Source organism: Pseudomonas sp. LAP_36 (genome assembly GCF_019456785.1).
Classification (GTDB): Bacteria; Pseudomonadota; Gammaproteobacteria; order Pseudomonadales; family Pseudomonadaceae; genus Aquipseudomonas; species Aquipseudomonas tritici.
Genome location: NZ_JAHZMS010000008.1, coordinates 209,586 through 233,232 on the forward strand (window position 1 = coordinate 209,586; position 23,647 = coordinate 233,232).

The 23,647-nt window shown below is 58.2% G+C and carries 20 protein-coding genes; 9 read left to right on the forward strand and 11 right to left on the reverse strand.

The features are described 5' to 3' along the window. Positions 1-114 precede the first annotated feature (114 nt). Complete coding sequence (gene dkgB / locus JBO08_RS23105) at positions 115-933, forward strand: 2,5-didehydrogluconate reductase DkgB (protein WP_065872302.1); 819 nt, start codon at positions 115-117, stop codon at positions 931-933. Here the strand turns inward: dkgB and JBO08_RS23110 are convergent. The 7 genes from JBO08_RS23110 to JBO08_RS23140 form a co-directional block, all read right to left on the reverse strand. After that, complete coding sequence (locus JBO08_RS23110) at positions 930-1,364, reverse strand: chemotaxis protein CheY (protein WP_065872303.1); 435 nt, start codon at positions 1,362-1,364, stop codon at positions 930-932. The genes dkgB and JBO08_RS23110 overlap by 4 nt on opposite strands. 134 nt (positions 1,365-1,498) lie before the next feature. Continuing rightward, on the reverse strand, positions 1,499-5,113 hold the full coding sequence (locus tag JBO08_RS23115) for a transporter substrate-binding domain-containing protein (RefSeq protein ID WP_220074966.1): 3,615 nt from the start codon (positions 5,111-5,113) through the stop codon (positions 1,499-1,501). A gap of 1 nt (position 5,114) precedes the next feature. Continuing rightward, positions 5,115-5,741, reverse strand: coding sequence for a response regulator transcription factor (locus JBO08_RS23120; protein ID WP_065872305.1), 627 nt, complete (start codon positions 5,739-5,741; stop codon positions 5,115-5,117). 293 nt (positions 5,742-6,034) lie between these two features. After that, positions 6,035-6,751 (reverse strand): MgtC/SapB family protein, encoded by a 717-nt coding sequence (locus JBO08_RS23125; protein ID WP_025854501.1) that lies wholly within the window; start codon positions 6,749-6,751, stop codon positions 6,035-6,037. Positions 6,752-6,767: 16 nt separating this feature from the next. Further along, positions 6,768-9,473 carry a magnesium-translocating P-type ATPase gene (mgtA, locus tag JBO08_RS23130; protein WP_065879974.1) on the reverse strand — a complete coding sequence of 902 codons (2,706 nt, stop codon included), beginning with the start codon at positions 9,471-9,473 and terminating at the stop codon, positions 6,768-6,770. 564 nt (positions 9,474-10,037) lie between these two features. After that, positions 10,038-10,637 carry a GNAT family N-acetyltransferase gene (locus tag JBO08_RS23135; RefSeq protein WP_065872390.1) on the reverse strand — a complete coding sequence of 200 codons (600 nt, stop codon included), beginning with the start codon at positions 10,635-10,637 and terminating at the stop codon, positions 10,038-10,040. Positions 10,638-10,649: 12 nt separating this feature from the next. Next, positions 10,650-10,994 carry an FKBP-type peptidyl-prolyl cis-trans isomerase gene (locus JBO08_RS23140; RefSeq protein WP_220074965.1) on the reverse strand — a complete coding sequence of 115 codons (345 nt, stop codon included), beginning with the start codon at positions 10,992-10,994 and terminating at the stop codon, positions 10,650-10,652. Between the two features lie 261 nt (positions 10,995-11,255). On the opposite strand from JBO08_RS23140, the gene JBO08_RS23145 reads away from it, so the two are divergent. From JBO08_RS23145 to JBO08_RS23155, 3 genes are all read left to right on the forward strand, one after another. Further along, on the forward strand, positions 11,256-13,205 hold the full coding sequence (locus tag JBO08_RS23145; protein WP_065879975.1) for an FAD-dependent oxidoreductase: 1,950 nt from the start codon (positions 11,256-11,258) through the stop codon (positions 13,203-13,205). A 112-nt stretch (positions 13,206-13,317) separates the two neighbouring features. Next, positions 13,318-14,205 carry a nitrilase family protein gene (locus JBO08_RS23150; RefSeq protein WP_065879976.1) on the forward strand — a complete coding sequence of 296 codons (888 nt, stop codon included), beginning with the start codon at positions 13,318-13,320 and terminating at the stop codon, positions 14,203-14,205. A gap of 14 nt (positions 14,206-14,219) precedes the next feature. After that, complete coding sequence (locus JBO08_RS23155; RefSeq protein ID WP_175403024.1) at positions 14,220-15,383, forward strand: hypothetical protein; 1,164 nt, start codon at positions 14,220-14,222, stop codon at positions 15,381-15,383. Between the two features lie 48 nt (positions 15,384-15,431). On the opposite strand, the gene JBO08_RS23160 is transcribed toward JBO08_RS23155, so the two are convergent. Continuing rightward, positions 15,432-16,400 (reverse strand): hypothetical protein, encoded by a 969-nt coding sequence (locus JBO08_RS23160; RefSeq protein WP_065872310.1) that lies wholly within the window; start codon positions 16,398-16,400, stop codon positions 15,432-15,434. Between the two features lie 196 nt (positions 16,401-16,596). Between JBO08_RS23160 and JBO08_RS23165 the strand changes: the two genes are divergently transcribed. Together JBO08_RS23165 and JBO08_RS23170 are read left to right on the forward strand one after the other, a co-directional pair. Beyond that, positions 16,597-18,090, forward strand: a complete 1,494-nt coding sequence (locus JBO08_RS23165) for a PAS domain S-box protein (protein ID WP_065872311.1) — start codon at positions 16,597-16,599, stop codon at positions 18,088-18,090. Positions 18,091-18,222: 132 nt separating this feature from the next. Next, a complete protein-coding gene (locus tag JBO08_RS23170) occupies positions 18,223-18,495 on the forward strand; it encodes a DUF1652 domain-containing protein (protein WP_065872312.1) in 273 nt (90 codons plus the stop codon). Here the strand turns inward: JBO08_RS23170 and JBO08_RS23175 are convergent. The 3 genes from JBO08_RS23175 to JBO08_RS23185 form a co-directional block, all read right to left on the reverse strand. Next, positions 18,458-19,651, reverse strand: coding sequence for an MFS transporter (locus tag JBO08_RS23175; RefSeq protein ID WP_065872313.1), 1,194 nt, complete (start codon positions 19,649-19,651; stop codon positions 18,458-18,460). The genes JBO08_RS23170 and JBO08_RS23175 overlap by 38 nt on opposite strands. Before the next feature lie 77 nt (positions 19,652-19,728). Then, positions 19,729-20,037, reverse strand: a complete 309-nt coding sequence (locus tag JBO08_RS23180; protein WP_065879977.1) for an RcnB family protein — start codon at positions 20,035-20,037, stop codon at positions 19,729-19,731. Between the two features lie 85 nt (positions 20,038-20,122). Beyond that, positions 20,123-20,548 carry a DUF4440 domain-containing protein gene (locus JBO08_RS23185; RefSeq protein WP_256548015.1) on the reverse strand — a complete coding sequence of 142 codons (426 nt, stop codon included), beginning with the start codon at positions 20,546-20,548 and terminating at the stop codon, positions 20,123-20,125. Here JBO08_RS23185 and JBO08_RS23190 point away from each other — a divergent pair. The 3 genes from JBO08_RS23190 to JBO08_RS23200 are packed head-to-tail and all read left to right on the forward strand — an operon-like array spanning position 20,537 to position 23,580. Then, on the forward strand, positions 20,537-21,094 hold the full coding sequence (locus JBO08_RS23190; protein WP_220074964.1) for a helix-turn-helix domain-containing protein: 558 nt from the start codon (positions 20,537-20,539) through the stop codon (positions 21,092-21,094). The genes JBO08_RS23185 and JBO08_RS23190 overlap by 12 nt on opposite strands. 11 nt (positions 21,095-21,105) lie before the next feature. Continuing rightward, a complete protein-coding gene (locus JBO08_RS23195) occupies positions 21,106-22,452 on the forward strand; it encodes a glutamine synthetase family protein (protein WP_220074963.1) in 1,347 nt (448 codons plus the stop codon). A 30-nt stretch (positions 22,453-22,482) separates the two neighbouring features. Further along, positions 22,483-23,580, forward strand: coding sequence for a DNA alkylation repair protein (locus JBO08_RS23200; protein WP_065889281.1), 1,098 nt, complete (start codon positions 22,483-22,485; stop codon positions 23,578-23,580). Positions 23,581-23,647 lie beyond the last annotated feature (67 nt).

Below are 23,647 nucleotides of genomic sequence, written 5' to 3' on the forward strand. Positions count from 1 at the left end.
CCAGGCGCTATTCGTGACGTGGGGTAAAAAGTCCTTTTCGGATTCGGCGGTTTTTCCAGAGGAACGACGAGCGGATACTCGACTCCATTGTTTACACCCCTTCTGGAGTTACTGATGTCTATCCCAACGCAAAACGTTCCGGCCTTCGGCCTAGGCACCTTCCGCTTGCAAGGCCAGGTGGTGATCGATTCTGTCAGCACCGGCCTGGAACTGGGCTACCGCGTCATCGACACCGCGCAGATCTATGAGAACGAAGCAGACGTCGGCCAAGCCATTGCCGCCAGCGGCATCCCGCGCGATGAGCTGTTTATCACCAGCAAAATCTGGATCGCCAATTTCGCCAGAGGCCAGTTGATCCCAAGCCTGCGCGAAAGCCTGAGCAAACTGAAAACCGACTATCTGGACCTCACCCTGATCCACTGGCCATCGCCGGAAGACCAGGTATCTGTCACCGAATTCATGGGCCAACTGCTGGAAGCCAAACGCCTGGGCCTGACCCGCCAGATCGGCATCTCCAACTTCACCGTCGACCTGATGAAGCAAGCGATTGCTGCCGTTGGTGCCGAGAACATCGCCACTAACCAGATCGAACTGCACCCCTACCTGCAAAATCGCAAGGTCGTGGATTTTGCCACCGCTCACGGTATCCAGATCACCTCCTACATGACCCTGGCCTACGGCGAAGTGCTCAAAGACCCGGTGATCGAGCAAATCGCCGAGCGCCATCAGGCTACCCCGGCGCAAGTGACGCTGGCTTGGGCCATGCAACTGGGCTACGCGGTCATCCCATCGTCGACCAAACGTGCCAACCTGGAAAGCAACCTCAGGGCCCTGCAACTGACCTTGAGTGCTGCCGACATGGCGCAGATTGCCGAGCTGGAGCGCGGCCACCGCCTGACCAGCCCGAAAGGTATCGCACCAGAGTGGGACTAGGCCCCGGCCACGGGCGCGCGCGATAACTCCCGCAGCCACGGTAACACCCGCAGGCCGGTGGTGGCTGCGGGTGGGTCGATGATGTCCATGAAGTGTTCGAGGTTGACGCTATCCGGCACGCCGGGCAGCCGCACCAGCACCGCCGGCGTTGCGTCGGCGGTGGCGTCCATATCCAGGCTCAGGTCCTGGTGATCGTAGACCAGCACATGATGCGCCTGAGGTTGAAGCCCGCAAGCGTGGACCGCCAGCCCCGCATTGATGATCAGCACGTCAAAGGGTTGGGCCGGGATAGCAGTGAGTAGCTGGACCTCTTCGAAGGTTTGCACCGGTACGATCCGGTGATACCCCAGCTTGTTGAGCATTTTCTCGATGTACAGGCGTTGCAGGTGTTGCTCATCGGCAATCAGGATAGTCAGTGCTTTGTTTGGCATGGCAAACCCCTGGGCAGGCAGTGCTCGTCAGTGAGCGAGGCCCATTTTCCAGACATATGCCGAAGACAAAATCAGGCTTGTTCCCCTTCCATGTAGGAGTTCTCCCAAATCCGCCGAATGGCTATCCACCTCAGTCAAGCCTGCTTGCTGTGCCGGCTCAGGCTGTGATGCAAACCATCGATGGCCGCGTCCAGCGCCTGTATCGCGGCCGCCAATGCCTGGTGGTCATGTCTTTCACACACCCCTTCCAAGGTTTCGCAACAGGCGACCAACCTGTGGGCCTTGACCATGCGAGCGCCCCCTTTCACGCGATGAGCCAGGTCATGCAACTTGGCGATATCCGCGTGATTTTGCAGCGTCGGCAGCAGCAGGCGATCTTCTGCAAGACTGATGAGCAATGGCACGAGTAACTCGTTAAGCGCGGCAGTGTCACCGCCTGTCAGCGTAGTCAGCGTACTGAGGTCGTACGCCGGCTCGACCTCACCCGTCACGGCTGCTGCGCTGCGAGGTGCCAGCGCCGCACGCAAATCATCAAGGCCGGTCGGTTTGAACAGGCAACCATCCATGCCCGCCTGCCTGCAGCGTTCGGTTTCCTCCGGCTGGGCGTTGGCAGTGAACCCCAGCAGCAGGCACGGCACCAGACCACGCTGACGCTCTTGGGCACGGATATTACGTGCCAGCGTGTAACCGTCCATAACCGGCATGTTGCTATCCGTGATGACGCCATCAAAATGCCCGGCCTGCCACAGTGCAAAGCCCTCGGCGCCATCTTCGGCCGTGACGATGTGATGCCCAAGGAAGCTCAGCTGACGAGTCAGCAACAAGCGGTTGGCCGGGTAGTCGTCGACCACCAGGAGGTTCAACGCCTGCGTCGGTGGAACACGTGCGACGGGAGTCGAAACCTGTGCTGCGCTGGTCAACGCCAGCGCCAACGTCACGTCCACCCGCGTCCCCTTGCCCAGCACACTGCTCAAGCGCAGTTGACCGCCCATCATCTCGCACAGGTTGCGACTGATCACTAACCCGAGGCCGGAACCACTGCGCGCCGACTGTTCGTTATTACTCCCTTGGATAAATGGGTTGAACAAACGCTGCTGATCTTCAGCACTGATGCCAACCCCCGTGTCTTCGACATACAACCGTAGGTTCAAGTGGTCACCGGCCAACGCCGGGGCGCACTGTGCACCCAGGCGAACCTGACCGGTGGCGGTAAACTTGATGGCATTCCCCAGCAGATTGGACACCACTTGCTTGAAGCGCAAAGGGTCGATGAGCACCGAGCGGGCAGTCATCGGATCGAGCTCCACTTGCAGCTGCAAGCCTTTGTCCCGCGCCAGCCCCTCAAACACACGCGCCACAGATGCCAACAACTCGTGGAGATTGGCCGGCGCCAAGGTCAGGGACAGGTGGCCGGATTCTATCTTCGCAATGTCCAGAATATCGCCGATCAATTCCAGCATGCTTCGCGAGGCCATCGACGCCACCTCCAGCGCATCCTGATCGACGCGGCCCTGCTCGGCGTTTTTCTGGGCCAATTCGATCATGCCGATCACGGCATTCATCGGCGTGCGGATCTCATGGCTCATGGTCGCGAGGAATGTGGTCTTGGCGCGGTTTGCCGAGTCTGCGTCCTCCTTGGCTGCCTGCAACTGGCTCAACAGCCGCTGGCGCTCGCTCACATCCACCCAACCCGCAATCATGCCTACAACGTGGCTATTGCTATCTCGGTACGGCAGCATCCATTGGTAGATGGTTAGCACACTGCCATCGGGAACCTTGAGTACGCGATCCTGGATCTGCGGCTCACCCCGCGCCATCAAGCTCAAGTATTCGGCGTGGAACGACTGTGCCTGGGGCGGGTTGCCCGTATCGGTTTGCACCACGGTCTTGCCGATCACATCCTCCAACTTAAAGCCAAATACATCGAGGTAAGCGTTATTGCAGGCCATTAACCGGCCCTGGCGATCGCGCACGTAAATTGGGTGCGGAGTGCCGTCGATCAGAACGCTCATGAACCGCATCTGGTCGCTCAGGGCCCGTTCGGCCTGTGTTCGCTTGTGAATCAGGTTGCGCAGGTAGAGCACCCAGCCCAGGGTGATCAGCAGCAGCAACGCGGCCACGCCAAATCCTTGGATAATCACGTTGCGATGACTGATCCAATAGCTGTCTTCGATGATGATCTCACTGCGCCAACGGTTGGTCAGCTCGTCCATTTCTTCAGGCGTGATACTCAACAGCGCCTTCTCGAGGATCGAATACAGCTCCAGTTGGCTGCGATTGACACCGAAAGCAATCCGCGCTGGCTCCGTACCGACGGTGCTGGTGATACGCAAGCGATCACGGTAATGGCGCGCAATCATGTAGCGTGCACTGATCAGCGAAATAACAGTCGCATCGACACTGCCCTTGGCGACCAAATCCATGGCGTCCTCCGGGTTTGCGACGTCGACAAATTCGATACCTGGATAGTCGCGGGCAATTTGCGCGGCGAGGCTGTTGCCGCCAATAAACGCCAGGCGTTTTCCGGGCATGTCTTCGAGCGTAACCAAACGTTCGTCGCCGGCGCGCGCCACCAATACATAAGGATTGGACAGATAGGGTCGGGTAAAGCGCAGCTTTTCGGCCCGCTCGACGCTGGGCGTGATCACCGCCAGCATGTCCACTTTGCCGGTGCTGACGTCGTCAACTTGCTGAGGCAACGAGCTGCCTTGCACCACTTCGAACTTCAAACCCGTACGCAAGCTGATCCGCGACAACACCTCGTCGCTCAAACCCACCGGTTGGCCTTGCTCATTGAAAAATGACAGCGGCATGAACTTGTCGAGCACAGCCACTGTTACGCGTGGGTGCTTTATCAGCCAGCGCTGCTCACTCTCACTCAAACGCAACCGGTCAGCGGCCAGGGAACCGCTGTCGCCTGCACTCCAGCGGCGCAGGATTTCCATCTGCTGGCTGGGCGTGATAATGCCCAGCGCTGCATTGATGATGTTCAGCAGACGGATGTTGTCCTGGTTGAAAGCGAACCCGAACGGGTTGACCTCCAGTGCGGAAAAATCTGCCATGCGGACGTTATTGAGGTGGTTCTTGTTGATCAGATAGCGAGTGCTGATGGCGTCGCCCAAGTAGACATCCGCCTGACCGAACGCCACGGCACCGATCGCCTGGTGAGTCGAGCCGTACAGCTGCAGTTGCGCCTGGGGATAAAAGGCCTGGACAGCGTCAGGCTGCATATAGTGGTAAAGCATCGCTACGCGCTTGCCAGCCAGGTCGACGCTCAATGAATGGCTGTCACCCGTGCGAGTCACCAACACGGGTTGATCATTGGCGTAGGAACGCGACAGTATCAGTTCCTTATCGGCCGCTTCGTAACCGTTGGCAGACCCGACTAAATCCACCTCGCCCCGTTTGAGCGCTTCGATGACTTCATCACGGGTGTCGTAGCGTCGAACCTCGATAGGTATGTTTAAAATAAGGCTGATCAGCCACGTATAGTCAGCCGTGATGCCTTCAAAGTCGTTTTCGTTGGATTGGTCGAAAGGTATGTAGTCGGGCGCTGACACTCCCATCACCAACACCCGTCGCTCGCGCAGCCAACGCCAGTCACTTTCCTCAAGTTCCAGGCGTGGGTTTTCAAGCGTGGAATGGCCGAACAGTCGCAGTGTATGTGTCTCATCCAGGGCCATCGCCGCGCAGGGCAACAGCCCCATCAGCAGGAAGGCCGTGAATATCAACAGCCGGGAGATGGTCATTTCAGATCAGATGATTGCGCTGGGCGAACTTGGACAGGTGCACCACCGAGGACATACGCAGCTTCTCCTTGAGTCGCGTCTTATAGGTGCTGATGGTCTTGTGGCTCAACAACATGTCCTCAGCGATTTCCTTGTTGCCCAGGCCCAGCGCCAGTTTTTGCAATACCGTCAATTCGCGATCCGACAGCGCGTCCACCAGTTCTTGCTCGGTGGTCTGCAAATCATCACGGCGCACCGAACTGGTGGCCACGCTGGGGAAGCAGCTGTAACCGGACCTGATCGCCCTGATAGCCTTTTGCAACTCGTCGAGTTCACCCGTCTTGGCAACAAAGCCCATGGCTCCGGCGCGCATGCAGCGGGTAGAGAAGAACACTGCCAAGTACGAAGTCAGCACCAGAATTTTGCAAGGCAGTTCCAGTGCCTTGATCCGGCTGATCACCTCCAGGCCGCCGAGCTTGGGCATTGCCAAGTCGAGGATGACCAGATCGGGGCGTTCCTCACGCGCAATCTGCATGGCGTCAGCACCGTTGCCTGCTTCAAATATTTTGTCGAAGCCTTCCTGCTTCAACAGAAACTTCACGGTTGAGCGTATGAAAGGGTGATCATCCACAATTAAAGCTTTGCTCATAAGACTCCCCGAGGGATCGGTACGCTTACATATCACACGGGACCTATCTACCTGTGAAAAGTAACAGTTCCGACAAACGGTGCTGATTACTCTGCATGACACTTCAGGCAGTACAGACCCCCTCCTTTTGATAAAGCACAGTAAACACGTCGAACCGCGCCCTTGTTCCTGAGGCGCAAGCGCGCAACCTTAGCAACGTGGCGCCTTATCAAATGAAGGGATAGTCCTGATTGCTTGTGGGACTTTTCCTAGCATAGTCAACTTTGCGCGGGATAAATCCCTACAGCTGGAGATTACTCGGTGGTACTCGGACTCCAGAACGCCTGCACCACCAGAGTCGACATCGATATCCTTGCCACCAGGGCGTCCAACTCGTCACCGTCGACCGATGTCACGGCCAGGGTAGCTTCGATTTCTACTTCCTCCGTGCCAAAGGGGCGCACGTCAACATCGCTGGCTGGGTAATTGCAACGCGCCAGCTCGGCCTCCAGCAACGCCAGCACGGCTTTCTGCTGGGTACGCCGGGCGATCACATACAAGATATTGGTCACCTCTGCCGACACCACATCCAGCGGCTGGCGGTTGATATTGTTGACGATCGGCCGCAGCAAGGTGTTGGCCGCCAGCACGAACAGCGTGCCCAGCAGCGCTTCGAGGATCAGGTCGGCACCCGCGCAAGCCCCCACCGCCGCCGACGCCCAGAGCGTGGCGGCGGTGTTGAGCCCGCGCACATTGCCCTCTTCACGCATGATCACACCGGCGCCGAGAAAGCCGATACCCGACACGACATACGCCACTACGCGCACCGCGCCTTCTGCACCGCCGAGACGGTTGGCCATGTCGACGAAAATCGCCGCGCCCACCGCCACCAGCACGTTGGTGCGCAGACCTGCGGTGCGCTGGCGGTATTGACGTTCGAAACCGATCAGGCCACCGAGGATGAATGCCGCAGTGAGGCTGACCAGGGTGTCGATCAGAGAATTGAGGTTGATATTATTGATTGCTTGCATAGGAAATCGTCCCTGTTTATTGCCAGCCAAACTTACGGATGTAGTAACCCTTCACCGCCTGGGTCAGGGCCATGTACGCCAGCAGGATCACGGGCAGGAACACAAAGTACAGCGATGGCAGCGCCTGCAATTTAAAGTAATGCGCCAACGGTCCCATCGGCAGGAAAATCCCCACGGCCATGATCACGCCGGTCATCACCATCAACGGCATCGCCGCACGGCTTTGCAGGAAGGGGATTTTCGGGGTGCGGATCATGTGCACGATCAGCGTCTGGGTCAGCAGCCCCACCACAAACCAGCCGGACTGGAACAGGGTCTGGTGGTCGGGGGTGTTGGCATCGAAGACATACCACATGAGTGCAAACGTGGTGATGTCAAAGATCGAACTGATCGGCCCGAAAAACAGCATGAAACGGCCGACATCGCCCGGTTGCCAGCGTTGTGGCTTGGCGAGCATTTCTTCATCGACGTTATCGAACGGAATCGCGATCTGCGAAATGTCATACAGCAGGTTCTGCACCAGCAAATGCATCGGCAGCATCGGCAGGAACGGGATAAATGCACTGGCCACCAGCACCGAGAACACGTTGCCAAAGTTGGAACTGGCGGTCATCTTGATGTACTTGAGCATGTTGGCGAAGGTACGCCGCCCCTCCAGCACGCCCTCCTCCAGGATCATCAGGCTCTTTTCCAGCAGGATGATGTCGGCGGCTTCCTTGGCAATATCCACCGCGCTGTCCACCGAAATACCGATGTCAGCGGTACGCAACGCCGGCGCATCGTTGATGCCATCGCCCATAAAGCCCACCACATGTCCGTTAGCCTTGAGCAGGCGCACGATGCGCTCCTTGTGGCTCGGCGTCAGCTTGGCGAACACGTTGGTGGTTTCCACAGCCTCTGCCAGCTCGGCGTCGGTCATGTCCTCGATGTCGTTGCCCATCAGCAGGCCTTGTTGCTCCAGGCCCACTTCGCGGCAGATTTTGGCGGTGACCAGCTCGTTGTCACCGGTCAGCACTTTTACCGCGACGCCATGGGCTTTGAGCGCCTTGAGGGCGGGTGCGGTGCTTTCCTTCGGTGGGTCGAGGAAAGCCACGTAGCCGATCAGCGTGAGGTTTTGCTCATCCGCCAGGCTGTAGGTGTCGCGCCCCGGTGCCATCGGTTGCGCGGCCACGGCCACCACGCGCAAGCCTTCTTCGTTGAACGCAGCGGTGACCTGGCGAATACGTGCCAGCAGTTCATCGGTCAGCGCCTCGTTGGTGTCGCCATGGCGCACGTTGTTGCACACCGAGAGGATTTCCTCCACGGCACCCTTGCAAATTAACAGGTGCGGCAAGCCTTCCTCGGCCACTACCACCGACATGCGGCGACGATTGAAATCGAACGGGATCTCATCGACCTTGTGGAACGCGGTGCCGACTTTCAGCTCGCGATGCACCTCCACGTGCTCCAGCACCGCCACGTCCAGCAGGTTTTTCAGACCCGTCTGGTAGTAGCTGTTGAGGTAGGCCATTTCCAGCACATCGTCGGACTCTTCGCCCCACACGTCCACATGGCGCGCCAGGAAAATCCTGTCCTGGGTCAGCGTGCCGGTCTTGTCGGTGCACAGCACATCCATGGCGCCGAAATTCTGGATCGCGTCCAGGCGCTTGACGATGACCTTTTTGCGCGACAGAAACACCGCGCCCTTGGCCAGGGTGGAGGTGACGATCATCGGCAACATTTCCGGGGTGAGGCCCACGGCAATCGACAATGCAAACAGCAGCGCCTCAGTCCAGTCACCCTTGGTGAAACCGTTGATGAACAGCACCAGTGGCGCCATCACGAACATGAACCGAATGAGCAACCAGCTGACTTTGTTAACGCCGTGCTGGAACGACGTGGTCGCGCGGTCGGTGGCCGTCACACGCTGGGCCAACGCGCCGAAATAGGTGCTGTTACCGGTGGTCAGGATCACCGCCGTCGCCGCGCCGGACACCACGTTGGTGCCCATGAACAGAATATTCTCCAGGTCCAGCGGGTTGCGGGTGTTGGCGTCCTGCTGCTGGGCGAACTTCTCCACCGGCATCGATTCCCCGGTCATCGCCGCTTGGCTGACGAACAGGTCCTTTGCGCTGAGCACACGGCAGTCGGCCGGGATCATGTCGCCGGCCGAAAGCACAATGAGGTCGCCGGGCACCAACTGCTTGATCGGTAACTCGATGCGCTTGGCCTCATCGCGACGCAGCACCGTGGCGGTGTTGCTCACCATGGCCTTCAGTGCATCGGCGGCCTTGTTGGATTTGGCCTCCTGCCAGAAACGCAGCAGCGTCGACAGCACTACCATGGAGAAAATCACCGTGGCGGCCTTCATGTCTTCGGTCAGCCAGGAGATGACTGCCAACAGGGTCAGCAAGAGGTTGAACGGGTTCTTGTAGCAGTGCCACAGGTGCACCCACCAGGGCAGCGGCTGCTCATGCTCGACTTCGTTGAAGCCGTATTGCACGCGCAGGGCATCGGCCTCTTGGGTGTTCAAACCTTCGGAATGACTGCCTAGCGTGCCTAGCAATTGCACGGCGCTGTTGTTGGCCGAGACCACCAGGGTTTGTGCCAGGGTCGGTGGTACTTCGCGGCTGACACTGGCGTCGGTCACGGTTTCGAGCATCGCCAGGCGGCGGAAATGCCGGGCAATATGCCGGGTCCGCAGGAAGCCGGCGAAGAACTCTTTGAGCAGCGTGAAGTTCATGGTGTTACTCCTGCGCGAGGAAACACTCGTGCAGGTACGGCCGTCTGCCCCGCGCCATTTTACAGGCACAGTCAGCTTGGCCCGCCCACCGTAAAGGCAGGCGCGTCCGTAGCATCCCGAGGTGAGTCAGGTGCTGGTCAGCGTCGATGAGAGGGATTCGGGCAGGCGCCAGGACTGGCTACTGCCGGGATACCGCTTCTCGCTTTTATTGGCGAGACAACGGCATCGGAAGAATGCACGTTACCTTGCCAAGCCTGTGCCGGTTACCAGAACCGGCCGACTACTGTCACTCGAACAAGTACCCACTGAGGGTCTCCGCTATTGATGAAAACGCGCGAAGCTTACGCCCCGACTTCAGGAGAGTAAACCGTAGGAAAGTTTCCCGATGGGGAATGAGAAGATTCTTCAGGGTGGGTTCAGGAAAGCCGTTTTCCCGGATACGCTGAAGATCAAATGTGGGAGCTGGCTTGCCTGCGATGGCGCAGTGTCAGGCAATGGGGCTCTAGCTGAAAGGCCGCCATCGCAGGCAAGCCAGCTCCCACACCGATTGGCGTACATCCGTTGCTATGGCGTACCCGGTCGATCCCTCGCCACCCGCCTCAAGTAATCCTCAACCGCCCCACCCGCCAGCGCCTTGACCTGAATCGACACCCGGTTCACCTGCCGTCCCATCGTCACGCCCTCCCGCGTACGTACCTGCACATACCCAAGCCTGGGCCAGAAACGCTCGGCTTTGATATTGCCGATAACCACCGTCAACCGCAGCCATTGGGCGCCCTTCTTCGCAGCCCATACTTCAAGGTCCGCATGCAGTCGTTGCGCAAGGCCAGTGCCATGCAGGCACGAATCGACCAGCAGCAGCCCGATATGCCACACCCCGCTCGCCAGCAGGTCAGCGGCAATGTTCACCACCGCGACCAATCGGTCGTCAGCATCGCGATAACCCAGCCAATACATCCGGCGGCAGGTCCATCCTGTGGGCAGTTGCCCGTGCAACTCCTCGCACGCCTCAGTCGGCGTGGCCGGCTCGCCGTTCACCGCAATGAAATAATCCGGCGCTCGCTCGAAAAACCGTTGCAGATCGGCCTCGTCGCTAGCGCACAGCTCAACCACCCGAATACCTGCAACAGAGCAAGCGGGCAACACGTGCTCATCAACATCCATGTTCATCCGCCCTCAATCATCTCGCGTCAGCACTTCCAACAACTCAATCTCAAAACGCAGGTTGCTGTTGGGCTTGATATGCGCGCCCATCGACCGTTCGCCATACGCCAGATGCGCCGGCACGAACAAGGTGCGAACACCGCCCACCTGCATACCCATCAAACCCTGGTCCCAGCCCTTGATCACCCGCCCGGTGCCGATCACACACTGGAACGGCTTGCCGCGCTCCCAAGACGAATCGAATACCGTGCCGTCCTCCAGGGTGCCGGTGTATTGGGTGGTAATCAACGCGCCCTTGACCACGGCTTTGCCGGTGCCGAGGCGGATGTCGGTGATCTGGAGTTCGTCGTGGCTCATGGGGGGTCTCATTAGGACGCAAAGGATGGCGTTTTTCCCAGAATCAAACGGGTTTGGCAAGCTTCAAACGCAACACTGATAGTTGCGACACGCCGCAGCGCCTTTCAGGGGGAGAGGGTTCTCTCTGCGCTTGCTGCTTGAAATGCACTTACAAAAAAACACGACGCTCCCTCCCCCAAAAACACCTTCAGACTATTTCTCGCGTCCAGTGCCACCGCTCAACCTATGAAGCGTTCATTACTCTGAATAGGGAATATCAGAATGACCATCGGTTCCGGCTTCAACTACCCCGCAGACATTGCCCAGCGGCAGCATCGAGAAAAGCGCTCTACCGAGAACAAATGGAGGGCAACATTCCCCAATCCACCCGACCTGTGCTTTGACTATCGCGCGTTGGTTGAACAGGTAAACGGGATTGCCCACGCCACTGAACCCGATCATAAAATCTGCGTTATTGGCGCTGGCATTACCGGCCTGACGACTGCGCGCGAGCTTTACAGGTGCGGGTTCACAAACATTACCTTACTTGAAAAATCCAAGCGTATTGGCGGCCGACACCTTACCGCCCTTGGGAGCAATCACACCAACACGCCAGGCAGGCCCCCTTTCGAGATGGGTGCAATGAGGATGCCGTTCTTCAACAAGACAAATGAGCCGCCCAAAGACGGTCGTTCACTGATGGCCTATTACGCTAACGAATTCGATTTGCGCCATTCAGACTTTCCAAACCCGGGCAGCCCGGCAGTCCGCTCAACCGGTATATTCCTAAGAGAAGGGAGCATAGATAACAGCAGTGAACCTACCCTACTGATATGGAAAAACGCCGATGGAAAAACAGCCCCGCCAGGGCAAACGCTGGGTAACGTTTTCGCGAAATGGAAGACATTTGCCGAGCGTATGACGCTGTGCGTCTCCGAATATTACGGCTCCGAACGCTGGGAGGACATGTGGGCATCGATAGTAAGAAAATACGAAGGTATGTCCTTTCGGGACCTGGTCAAGCTGCCAAGTATTGATACGTGGCACCACAGTGATCCTGGAAACTTTGGCGGCCTGGGTATGAGTGCCCAGGAATCTGCGGTTTTCTACGCCATCGGAATTGGTGATGGTAGTTGGGGCGCCTTCTATGACGTATGCGCGCTTTACCCTCTGCGCACGGCGATATTTGGATTCAGCAGTCATCTGCAGTTGATTCACGGTCGGGTTGACGCAGACGGTACCCCCATGGACGCACCGTACCTGGATGCTAAAGAGACCCTGGACTCCAGAGGGCTTAAATTTAACAAACCACACTATATTGGCCTTGGATCGCTGGCGGAATCGCTGCTATTCATAAAGCCCGACGAGACTGATGAATCTTTGTACGAACACCTTTTAAAGAGCCCATCCGGTTTACTGACCCGCAGTGCAGTGACAAAACTGAAAAAACTCAAGGACGGAAAAATACGCGTGTATTACAGCTGGAACGCCACACAAAAAGATCAAACGGAAAACGTATTTATCGATTGTGACTCTGTCGTAATGACACTCCCCTCCTGGCTGATCGAGACACAAATACCAATTGAAAACTTCAACCAGAAAACACTCCCATTCGACATTATAGAGGCCTATAAAACCGCCCACTGGGAAACCAGCTGCAAAGTCTACGCCCCACTGAAAAAGTCGTTTCTTTCAGATAACAAAAACATACCTCAAGCGATCATTACGGACAGCTGGGTACATGATGTATATACCTACCGCTACCACAATAATAATACCTATGACTGCATCCTGCTCAGCTACACGTGGGAAGACGACGCTACCAAGCTATCGGTATTTGACGACGAACAGCTGGTGGATAAATGCATAAAGGAGCTAGACCGAATCCTCTTGAAGTCCACAAACATCAAAGAAAAAATCTCACCGTATATAGGCCGTAAACAGGCAGTCGTCCAACGCTGGATGAACGACAAACACTCGCTGGGTTGTGCAAAGCTCTATCGCGCAGGCACCTACTACCACGCGGTGTCCTTAATGAAATACAACAGGGACTTCTCTCATAAGTCGGGACTTTATCTCTGCGGCGAGTCGTTTTCCGTTGATGCTGGCTGGACTGAGCCTTGCTTCAGAGGCGCCGTCGACACAGTGATAAACATCTGCAATAAAACACGCGCCAACTTCAACGGCGGCTTTGATATGCAGGACTACCCAGAATACAAAACCGAGCAATAAAGGAAATAGACTACGTAGCAACGAGAACCGTCTGACTTTTAATTAAACATATTGTCGCCTCTTATAAACATCCAACCATCTTCCGGTTGTATAACAATAAGAGGTCACCTCAATGAGCGAATCAGTAAGCCCTGCACGCGTAGCGGTCATTCAACTTGATCCACAGGTCGGCATGGCCAACCGCGCCAATAACCTGAGTCAGAGCCTCGCACTGGCGGCCGAAGCCGCGAGCGGCGGAGCCAACCTGATCGTGTTGCCCGAGCTCACCAATTGCGGGTATTTCTTCAGCAGCCGCCAGGATGCTTTTGATCACGCAGAGCGAGTGCCAGACGGTACCAGCGTGCAAGCGTGGATAGAGTTTGCCTGCAGGCACCAGGTGTATCTGGTAGCAGGCCTGTGTGAAATAGACGGTATGCAGCTATTCAATACGGCCGTGCTGTTAGGGCCCGAAGGCTACATCGGAAAATACCGCAAAGCGCATTTGTGGAACCTGGAAAAGCTTTGGTTCACCCCCGGCGATACAGGCTTTCCGGTATTTGAAACGCCGATCGGCCGTATTGGCTTGCTGATTTGCTGGGACATCTGGTTCCCGGAGGTGCCACGCATTCTCAGCCAACAAGGCGCAGATATTATTTGTAGCCTGAACAACTGGGTGTGGACACCACCGCCGCTATTCGATGAAGCGGGCAAATGCATGGCGTCATACCTGACGATGACCGCCGCCCACGTCAACAACGTGTTTATCGCTGCCGCCAGCCGCATTGGCGAGGAGCGAGACGCCCGTTACCTCGGATGCTCATTGATTGCCGGAACCAATGGCTGGCCGATTGGCGCTGTCGCTTCGGCCAATCGCCAGGAGATTTTGTTCGCCGACATTGATATCACCAGCGCCCGCAGTGCACCGATCTGGAACAGCCTCAACGACCTGCAACGCGATCGACGCAATGATCTCTACGATCAAATGCTCGGTTACGCCCAACACCCTGCCCTGCCGCGCTGATTGGAGGGTTGACTATGGGTAACCTCTTAGAAAAACCACGAACCCCCTGGCCCAACATTGACAGGACTGTTGTTGTGATTGCGCTGACCAGCGCTCTGATCATTGTGTGGTTAGCGTTCACCGAGCCCTGGCCTGGCTACACCGATATGGTGCAAAGCCTTCCACACCCCGTTGCCTGGCTGCGCTGGGTACTTGGCGATATCAGCGAGGTCGCTTTCTACAAACATGAACTGGCGTCGCTCGGCCTGCTGGGAGGTGCCTACCTGGCCTGGTGGGCCAGCCGGAAGGGGAAGGCCTGGCAAGGTTTCTCCATTTCCTATGGGACCGGATTATGGCCTTGGCTGATAACCAGCTCGTTGCTCGGCCTGCTACTCAGCAACTTGCTGTGGGGATGGGCTGTCACCGCTGAGACATGGCAACCGACGTTCGCGGCGTTCGTCTCGTTGCCGGCAGCCATGGTGCTGATGTTTGGCGGCGGGTGGAAGGTCACCCTCACTGGCGCAGCACTCGGCGCAGTGCTGGTTACGCCGATGTGCCTGTTGATCGTCAACGTCGTCTGCGTGCCGCTGGGGTTGCCGGCGGTGATTGGCAACGTGATGGGCATGGCTATCGGTAGCGTGATCGCGTTTATGCTATGTCGTTGGATGCCCTCTATGGTGCGCTCGGACTTTACCCCACCGGCCAAACCGAAGCCTGCCGCTCTTCCCACTTATGGCGTGACTTGGAGCCTGCGCCGGGTGCTGGCAGATTTCTCCGAAGCCCCTTTTTTCGGCAACGAGCTAGCCAGTCTGGGTCTGTTGGCGGGAGTCCTATTGGCGTACGCCCTGAATCCCGTGAGCCCGGCGTACGGCTCAGGCCTCATATTGCACCTGATAGGCGCGCAAGCATTGACGTCTGCGCTGGGCGTGGTCATCTGGCGACATGAGTGGATCAAGCGAGGATGGTATCCCACCTATGTTCCCTTGGTGTCAGTGGTACCGGCTGCCGTGTTGACCCATGGAGGAAGTTGGATGGTGATGGGTTCAAGTGCGCTGCTCGGTGCATTGATTGCTCCGCCTTTAGCGTGCGCCATCGCGGGAAAGTTGCCGGCTCACTTCCACCCCTACATCGGTAACGTGCTTTCTATGGCGTTGAGTACGCTGATCATCGTGCCAGTCGTGGGAGGGTTAGTGGTTTAGCAAAAGCGTGGTGAGAGGTCCCCCTCTCACCACCCTCATCACAAGAAGTCAGGCCAACGGCACACGACGATTAGTCAGCGCCATACGCCCCACAAAGAAGCTCAGCGCCGCACCCAACAGCAGCATCGCCAAGGCGCTCCAGGCCGCACGGGAAATCTGCTTGGCAGCCACTTCAGACGCTTCACGGGCTTTCTGTTCAGCCTGTTGCTTCAGCTCTTCGACCTTCTGCATGGCTTGCTGATAAGCCTGGGCGTAGTTATCGACGATCTGCGTGGCCTCTTCCTTGCTCTTGCCGGTACGCGCCGCCACGATGTTGACCAGTGCTTCTTTATCCGCCGCGTTCAGCGCAGGTTCACCGGACGCTTTCACGCGTTCAAACCACTGCTTCAACTGGTCGCCAGCCTGTGCGGGATTGGTCGCTGCATCCGTCGCGGCTTGCTTGCCATCAGCGCTGGCTTGGTCAGCTTTTTGCTCGACGTTCGCAGGGTCCAATTCTGGTTTTCCGCTCTGCTTGAGCAACGTATCGAGTTCGCCCTGCAGGCTGTTCCAGTCCAGTTGAATACCTTGTTCGTTCAGTTGCTGCTTGACGCTGTCGCCAATGCCAGGCGCCGCCGCGGCAATACCGCTACCGGCAGCCGACAAGCCTTTACCCACCATGTTGCCGGCGGTGCCAACCACACTGGCAGCCAGACCCGCGAGTAGCCAAGTGGTGAGCAAGGTGGTGACGGTCCAGGTCAACACGCCGTGCAGGCCACCGCGATCCGGTGCAGTACGGCCGGCGACAAAGGCGCCGACGCCGATCGCTACAAGGGTGGAGACAAACAGCCAGATGCCCGCGCCCGTGCCGAAACCGCTCAATGGGTTGCCCGCTTCCATTGGTTCAACTGCACTGGCGCCAATGGCAGTGCCGAGCACGCTGAGGACCAGGTAGGTCACCAGGGCAATTGCACTACCGGCCAATACCGAGCTCCAGGACACGCGAAACAGCGAGCGATTGGTTTCATAGACAGTGGTCATACAGAGGTCCTTCACAAGTTATGGGAGCAAGGCAATGTGCCTTGTTGAGTGGGAGTGTGGCGAAACGACATCCGTTCGGTCGTGGCGCAAATGCACCAGATCGCCTGATGCATTCGCACTTGGGCCCCCTCACATTCTCTGCACTATCCTGAAGCGTGGATGTCGGAGTTTTTATGCGCTTTTATCCGGAGAAATCATGAGCCAGGACGTCCTCGCCAAAGAAACCAACCGCCGCCAACTGCAGCAGATCATTTCCGGACTATCCGATGGGATCATTCTCGCCGAGGTCGACCAGACCATCCTGTGGGCCAACGAAGCCGCACTGAACATGCACGGCGTGGGCGACGTGATGGGGCTAGGCGCGAATGCGCAGGAGTATGCCGAGCGCTTCACGCTGCGCTATCGCAACAATCACCCACTGACGCTGGAAAACTATCCCCTGGCCCGTGCTGCTGCTGGCGACGAATTCAGCGACGTCGTGGTGGAGGTGATTCCAAACGCCGATTCGGACAAAACCTGGGTGCACCGCCTGCGCAGTCTGGTGATCACCGACTCGCGTGGCGAACCGGAGCTGCTGGTACTGATCCTCAGCGACGCCACCGAATGGGCCAGTGCCGAGCAGCGCTTCGAGAAAACCTTCAATGCCAACCCGGCGCCTGCGGTGATCTGCCGTCTGAGCGACTTGCGCTATATCAAGGTCAACCAAGGCTTTCTGGAGATGACCGGTTACAACCGCGACCAAGTCATCGGCAAGTCCGTCTATGAGCTGGACGTGCTGGAGCAGGCCGAGCGCAAGGACCTGGCGATCCAGCGCCTGGGCGATGGCGCGACCATACCGCAGATGCAGGCCGAACTGAGATTGCCCGAAGGCGGCAGCAAACTGGTGATCGTCGCCGGCCAGCCGTTGGACATGAACGAAGAGGCCTGCATGCTGTTCTCCTTCACGGACCTGGAGCCTCGGCGCAAGGCCGAAACCGCGCTGCGCCAGAGTGAAGAACGGTTTGCCAAATCATTTCGCCTGACCCCGGTGCCGACGTTGGTCTGCAGCGCCGCGAACCGTCAAGTGGTGGATGTGAATGAGGCGTTCATGACGATCACGGGGTACACCAGTGAAGAATTGATCGGCAAGGCCATCGAAGAAATTGGCTTTATCGACAGCGCACCGGCTGGCGCCCTGTTGTTCACCACCCTGGAAAAAGCCGGAAGCTTTGACGGCCAGGATTTGAAGGTGCGCAAGAAAGGCGATGAGGTTATCGACTGTGTCGTGTCCGCGGACACCGTGATCATTCAGGATGTGCCCTGCTACCTGCTGGTGCTGATGAACATCACCGAACGCAAGCGCTCGGAGCTGGAACTGGTGGCCGCCATCGAGGAAGTCATGCAAGACGCTTCATGGTTCAGCCAGACACTGATCGAGAAACTGGCGAACGCCAAAAGCGTCAACAGCCCGAACCTGCCGAATGTCGCGTTCACCGACCTCACGGCCCGCGAACGGGATGTTTTGGGGTTGATCTGCGAAGGGCTGGCTGACAAGGAAATTGCCTCGCGCCTCAAACTGGCGCCCAACACGGTGCGTAACCATGTGGCCACGGTGTACTCCAAGCTGGGGGTGCATAGTCGTAGTGCAGCGATCGTTTGGGCCCGCGAACGCGGACTGTTTGCCGGCGAGTTGCGGCTCAAGAACAAGTGAACGCGGTGCAAATGCACTAGTGCGGCTAGTGCGAATTCAACTTATGACGCGGGCAAGTAAACCCTAACCTTCAGGGCGTGGGCACAAGGCTTTGATCGTGTGCCACCGCATTTACACCCTGAAGGAACCCCCATGTTTACCCTCTCTCAACTGCGCAATTGCATCGAAGAAGGTCTGTCGCCACTGACGTGCGAATTCACCCTGTGCCGGGACGCTTCGCTGACCCTCAAGGTCTACGACGCGGAGACCGGCCGGGTTGATCTGGTCGTCACCGGGATCAGCACGAACCGGCTGCAGACCCCGCAAGAAGTTGAAAAAATGGTGGAAGAGCTGCGTTACGAACTGCAATGCAACACCGTCGGCAAGCTCACGCTGGATGACTTGCCTTCAGCGACGCACCAATGAAATAGAACACCCCGCCCCCAACGATAAACGCCCCCAGCATGTAAAACATGTAGTGGGCCGGCAGGCTGGCCAGCACCAGCCCACACAACACCGGCCCCAGGGCGGCCCCCAGGTTGGACAGGTTCTGCGCCCCGTAGTACATGCCGCGCAGGTGGTCCGGAGCGATGCGGTCGATAAACATGTACTCGGCCGGAAACACGATGATCTCCCCCACCGTGAACACCGCCATTGCCAATACCCACCACAGCACGCTGGTGGACAGCGCAAAACCAATGATCCCCAGCATGAACATGCCCAGTCCTGCGATCAGCCACTGGCCCAAGTAGCGATGCGAGATGCGCCGACCAATCACATACTGCAGGGCAATCACCAACACGGCGTTGGTGGTCAGCACGGCGCTGACCACGGTGTAGGTGTATTCGGCGGTGGTGGTGGTGACCAAATATTGTGACAGCCATGCGGTGAACTGACCAAATACCACGGCACTGAGCACGCCGCCAACGGTGAAGCAGACCAGGCGACGATCGCGCAACAGCACGCGGCCAACGGCAAGAAAGGGCACCGGCTTTTGCGTGGCATCGACGGTCGCCAGCGTACGGTCACCCCAACGCCAATACAGCAGGAAAAACCCTACCCCCAATAGCGCCGAAAGGATAAACGGCAAGCTGATGTCCAGCTTGGCAATCATCGCCCCGAAAAAAGGCCCTACGGCATAACCGATATTGGTCAGGGTGTACTTGATGGAAAACACTTCGCTGCGTGCCTCTTCGGGCAACAAGCTGGCAAAACCGGCTTTGACCGCAATATCGATCACCGCGTAAGCCAGGTTGATCAGGATCAGGCAGCTGTAGAACGTCCAGATATCCTGCGCGAGCAGCGTGCCGATAAAGCCCAGTACAAACAGCACGCTCATGCCGAGCAACAGTCGGTAGCTGTTGATACGGTCGACCAGGAAGCCGCCATACACACTGAGCAGCGAGCCGACAATCAGCGAACTGCCGATCACCAGGCCGACCTGAGTGATATCGAGGGCAAAGTGGCTGGTGAGGTAGATCACCAGGTACGGAAATGTGATCGCCTTGGCCAACGTGAGCATCAGCGTGGCGGACAGCAACAGGTTAACGGTGCGGGGGTAATTTCTTATTGTGGCAAGCATCCTGCTCTCTTTCCTGGAAGGTAACGCGGCCATTACGGCCGGCTACCTTAACTCAGGAACAGGGCAAAAATGCAAGGTCATTTCTTGACGGGAGTGATCTCAAGGATGGTGCCGTTGGTGGTCTTGAGCAGGACGAATTTATCGCCCACCCGCGCCCACTGGCTGTCTTCTTCAGGCTGCTTGAGGCCGCGTTTTTTCCAGTCGCTGACGGCTGATTCCTTGCGCATCAACATATCCGGCGCGCGGTCGCCCTCTTTCAAGTCACGGGCGTTGATAGTCGAAGGCTGCACGGTTTCCTGGGGGGTATCACCGGCTTGCACGACAAAGCTGGCGGTGGACAGGCTGGCGGCAACCAGCAGGCAGGCGATTAGGGACTTGGACTTCATGGGTGCTCCTTCAATTAATGGCGCTTACCCAGGTTCGGACCGCTGGCGCGTCTGATCATTCAATCAAGCCTTGCCTCGGAGTGAGCTAGGCAACTGCCACAGGTGTGCCTTGATGGAACACCATCCGCCACTGCCCTTCTTCTACTCGCCATACCGAGCTGCGCAGCGAAGCCCCACCTGCGTCCCGATGAGAGCGATAGGTCACAAGAGCCACACCTTCAGTCAGCCTTTTCACCGTGAAATCAGTTATACGGCGCGCAGAAAACACCTCATCCTGCAGTCCGGAAATCACCTCTGCCTTACTGCCCCATACATTTCCACTGGCACCAAACTCAACAAAATCATCCGCCAACAGCTGCGCCAACCGGGCCGCATTCGAACGGGTAGCCGTTTGCTGTAGCTCCTGTTCAAGCTCAAACAAGTGCGCGCCTAAATCCATTTCATTGCCTCTATGAAATAAATCCTGTAATTTTTCATGAAATTTATCGAAATAAATTTCATGGCCCCACAAGAAGAACTCGCCACCCTGGCCGCACTGATCCACGACCTGCGCAAGCACAAGAAGCTCACCCTCGCCCAGCTCGCGCAAAAAATCGAGCGTTCCGTGGGTTTCCTGTCCCAGGTCGAACGCGGTCTGTCACGCCCGACCGTGGCCGATTTGACCGCCATCAGCCATGCCCTCGACGTCCCCACCACGTACTTCTACAGCCAACCTAAACCCAAGGCGGTGGACTGGATCACCCGGCCCAACGAGCGGCGCACGGTGTATTACGCCAATGGCATCACCGACATCCTCGTCTCGCCAAGCATGAATGGCGCCTTTTCGATGCTCGACAGTCTGTTGGCTCCCGGCGCCAACAGCGGTGAACAAACCATGAGCGACCGCGCCGAGCAGGCGGGTTTTGTACTGGAGGGCGAATTGACGCTGTGGGTCGAAGGTGAGACCGATCCGGTCACCCTCGGCCCCGGCGACAGCTTCCACCTGGCCAGCTTCGCCCATTGCCGCTACGCCAATCTGACCGACCTGCCCGCCCGCGTGTTGTGGGTTTACAACTAGGAGCTGCACCCGTGAAAAGCCATGCCACCACGTTACTGGCCGAAGTACGGACCTTTCGCCAAAACCATCCCGACGTGCGGTACGTAGACCTGATCGCCTTGGACATTCCAGGGCACTTCTACGGCAAGCGTTACCCCATCGAGATGCTGGAAAAAGTCGCCGCCGGCAGCCCGCTGAAGCTGCCGCAGAACGCCGTGCTGCTGGGGGTTCAGGGAGGGCTGTTCAAGATTGGTGACTATTGCTTCAACGACGGCGACCCGGATGCCAACCGCCGTCTGGTGCCGGGCACGCTCAAGCCGGTGGGCTGGGAGTCGCAGCCGCTGGGCCAGATGCTGATCACCTCAGACGGCACCGAAGCCCCCATCAAATTCGAACCCCGTGAAGTGCTGGCGAGGGTGCTGGAACGCCTGCAAGAAAAGGGCATTCACCCGGTGGTGGCGTTCGAGTTGGAGTTCTACCTGTTCGATAAGAAACTCGACAATGGCCTGCCGCAATGCGCCCGCGACCCACTGAGTGATGACCCTGACGACCAACCCAACCTGCATATCGAACGGCTGTCACGCTTCAGCGAAGTGCTCGACGACATGGCGCAATCCGCCAAGGACCAAGGCATCGACATCACAGTGATCACCGCCGAAATCGGCCCCGGCCAGTTCGAAATCAACTTCGGTCACCTCGACGACGGTATGCGCGCCGCCGACTGGGCCGCCCTGTTCTGTCGCAGCACCCGCGGCGTAGCGCTCAAGCACGGTTACCGTGCGAGCTTCATGGCCAAACCCTATCTTCAATTCCCCGGTAGCGGCATGCACGTGCATGTCAGCCTGTATGACGGCGCGGGCAATAATTTGCTGGCGGCGCACCAGCAACAACCGCTGCGCCACGCCGTGGCGGGTTGCCTGGAATTGCTGCCGCACTGCATGCCGATCTTTTCGCCCAACCACAACGCCTTTCGCCGCCTGGGCGGCGCGGTCAACGCGGCAACGCGCGCCAGTTGGGGCTTTGAAGACCGTGATGCGTGCGTGCGCATTCCCGAGTCCGACCCGCGCAACCTGCGCATTGAGCACCGCCTGGCCAGTGCGGATGCCAACCCGTACCTGGTGCTGGCGGCGATTTTGGTGGGCTTGGAGCACGGCCTGGAAGCCAAGCGCGAACCCATCGCCCCATTGAACGAGGACCGCAACAGCGGCACCGACTTCCCCGTGGAAATGCTCGACGCCGTGCGCGCCATGCAGCATCAACCGGTATTGCGCGATAAGCTGGGCGCCGAATTTATCGACGTGTACTGCGAGAACAAACGCCAGGACCACTTGGCTTTCCAGCAGGAGATCCCTGCGCGGGAATACCGCTGGTTTCTCTGAATCTGCCCATACACCTGCATGGAATCACCGATGACCGAACAAAGCGCCCCGGCGCTCAAGGAAATCTTCAACCTCGAACGCCTGCACCACATCGCCACGGAAATGACGGCGGTGTACCCGGCGTTCGACGCCAAGGGCTTCCTCCAGCACGCCAAGTCCGGGCTGACGGAGTTGTCGGTGATGCAGCGCATGGCGCGGGTCAGCGAGAGCCTGCATGCAGTGATCCCGCTGGATTATGCGCAAACCCTCAAGCTGCTTTACGCCCTCGCCCCGCGCCTGAACAGCGCGTTCGTCAGCCTGTTCCTGCCGCACTTCGTGGCGAATTACGGGCGGGATGACTTCAAGCGCTCCATGGCTGCACTCAAATACTTCACCACCTTTGGCTCCGCCGAATTCGCCATCCGCCACTTCCTGCTGGATGACTTCCAGCGCACGTTGGCGGTGATGCAGGCATGGTCGCTGGATGACAACGAACACGTGCGCCGCCTCGCCAGCGAAGGCTCGCGGCCGCGTCTGCCGTGGTCGTTCCGCCTAGCCGAAGTCCAGGCGAATCCCGAACTGTGCGCGTCAATCCTCGACAACCTCAAGGCTGACGGCAGCCTTTATGTGCGCAAGTCCGTGGCCAACCACCTCAACGACATCACCAAGGACCACCCGGAGTGGGTGCTCAGCCTGATCGAGGGCTGGAACCTGGACAACCCGCACACCGCCTGGATCGCCCGCCACGCCTTGCGCAGCCTGATCAAGCAAGGCAATACCCGGGCGCTGACGATCATGGGCGCCGGGGCCAGGGCCGAGGTGACGATCCATGACCTTAAGGTGACGCCGGCGGTGATCAACCTGGGGGAACGGATCGAGTTGTCCTTCAGCCTGGAATCTACCGCCGACACTGCGCAAAAACTGGTGGTGGATTACGCCATCGACTATGTGAAAAGTGCCGGGCACAGCGCGGCAAAGGTGTTCAAGCTCAAGGCGTTTACTCTCGGCGCGGGGGAACATCTCAGCATCCGGCGCGAGCAACATATCCGCGAGCTGACCACGCGCAGGCATTACCCCGGCAGGCATAGCGTGCACGTGTTGGTGAATGGAGAGCGGTTGGGCAGCGCGGAGTTCGAATTGCGCGCCTGACTTGGTTTCAGAAATACCGTAGATCCAATGTGGGAGCTGGCTTGCCTCTCCTACCTAGTTAATCCGG